We start from the raw sequence: 879 nt of genomic DNA, 5'->3' as shown, positions 1-879 counted from the left end.
GAATCCGGCGTTGGGCGCATCGGCCGGGGGTGGCGGCAGCGGCGCCTGCTGCTGACTGGGCAGGATCGGCATGAACTTGCCCGGCGTGCCGTTCTGGACCCCCACCACCGGCTGGCGGCTGGCGGTGGGCTCGACGGCGACCGCGATCGCGGTGGCCAGGGAGGCCAGCCCGACGACCGCGAACGCCACGACGGCGTTGCCGATCACCAACGACCGCCGCGACAGCTTGGCCTCGGCCTCGTCGATGTCGCCGTACTCGTAGTCGTCGAGTTCGGGGTCGTACTCGTCGAATTCGCCCGGGTACTGCTCGCCGTCATCGGCCATCGAATAGGCCAGCTGGTGGTCTTCGGCGTTCGGATCGGCGAACTCCGCTGCCGGCACGACGGCCGTCTCGTCCCCGACGGGCCCGGCCGCGGGCGCCATCGCGGTGGCATCCCCGAACGCCGGGGCCATCGCCGTCTCGTCGCCGGTGAGCCCGACCGCCGGCGCCAGGGCCGTCGCGTCCCCCGCCGCGAGCGCCCCCGCCGCGAGCGCCGGAGCGGCGGCGATGGCCGCGCCGCGGGCCAGCGCAAAGGTGGGGTCCTCGGCGACCTGCACGCGCATGGTCGAGCCGTCGCGAAGCTCGTCGGCGACCCGGTGCAGCTCCGGCGAGGCGCCGAGCAGGTACACGTCTTGCGGGGCGTCCGGGTGGCCGCCGAGGTTCGCCATCATGGTGTGGAAGGCGGCCGTCGCATCGCCGCCGGGAGCGTCGGCCAGCTGCTGGGTGGCCAGCACCGTCGGCGGCGCGTCCGGGTCGCCGTCGCCGGAACCGACCATCGACAGCGTCGCCGTCGCGTCGTCCATCACCAGCGCCGCACCCGGCCGGCCGGCCGCGCGCAT

At 75.1% G+C, this 879-nt stretch carries 1 pseudogene; it reads right to left on the bottom strand.

Annotated elements, in window-relative coordinates:
* Positions 1 to 879: pseudogene (locus tag A5622_RS06275) on the bottom strand (hypothetical protein); the annotation flags it as partial.

The organism is Mycobacterium sp. 1245801.1, from assembly GCF_001673055.1.
GTDB classification, from domain to species: Bacteria; Actinomycetota; Actinomycetes; order Mycobacteriales; family Mycobacteriaceae; genus Mycobacterium; species Mycobacterium europaeum_A.
The sequence above is the reverse complement of the archived record's forward strand: the minus strand, read 5'-3'. Positions and strand labels throughout refer to the sequence as shown.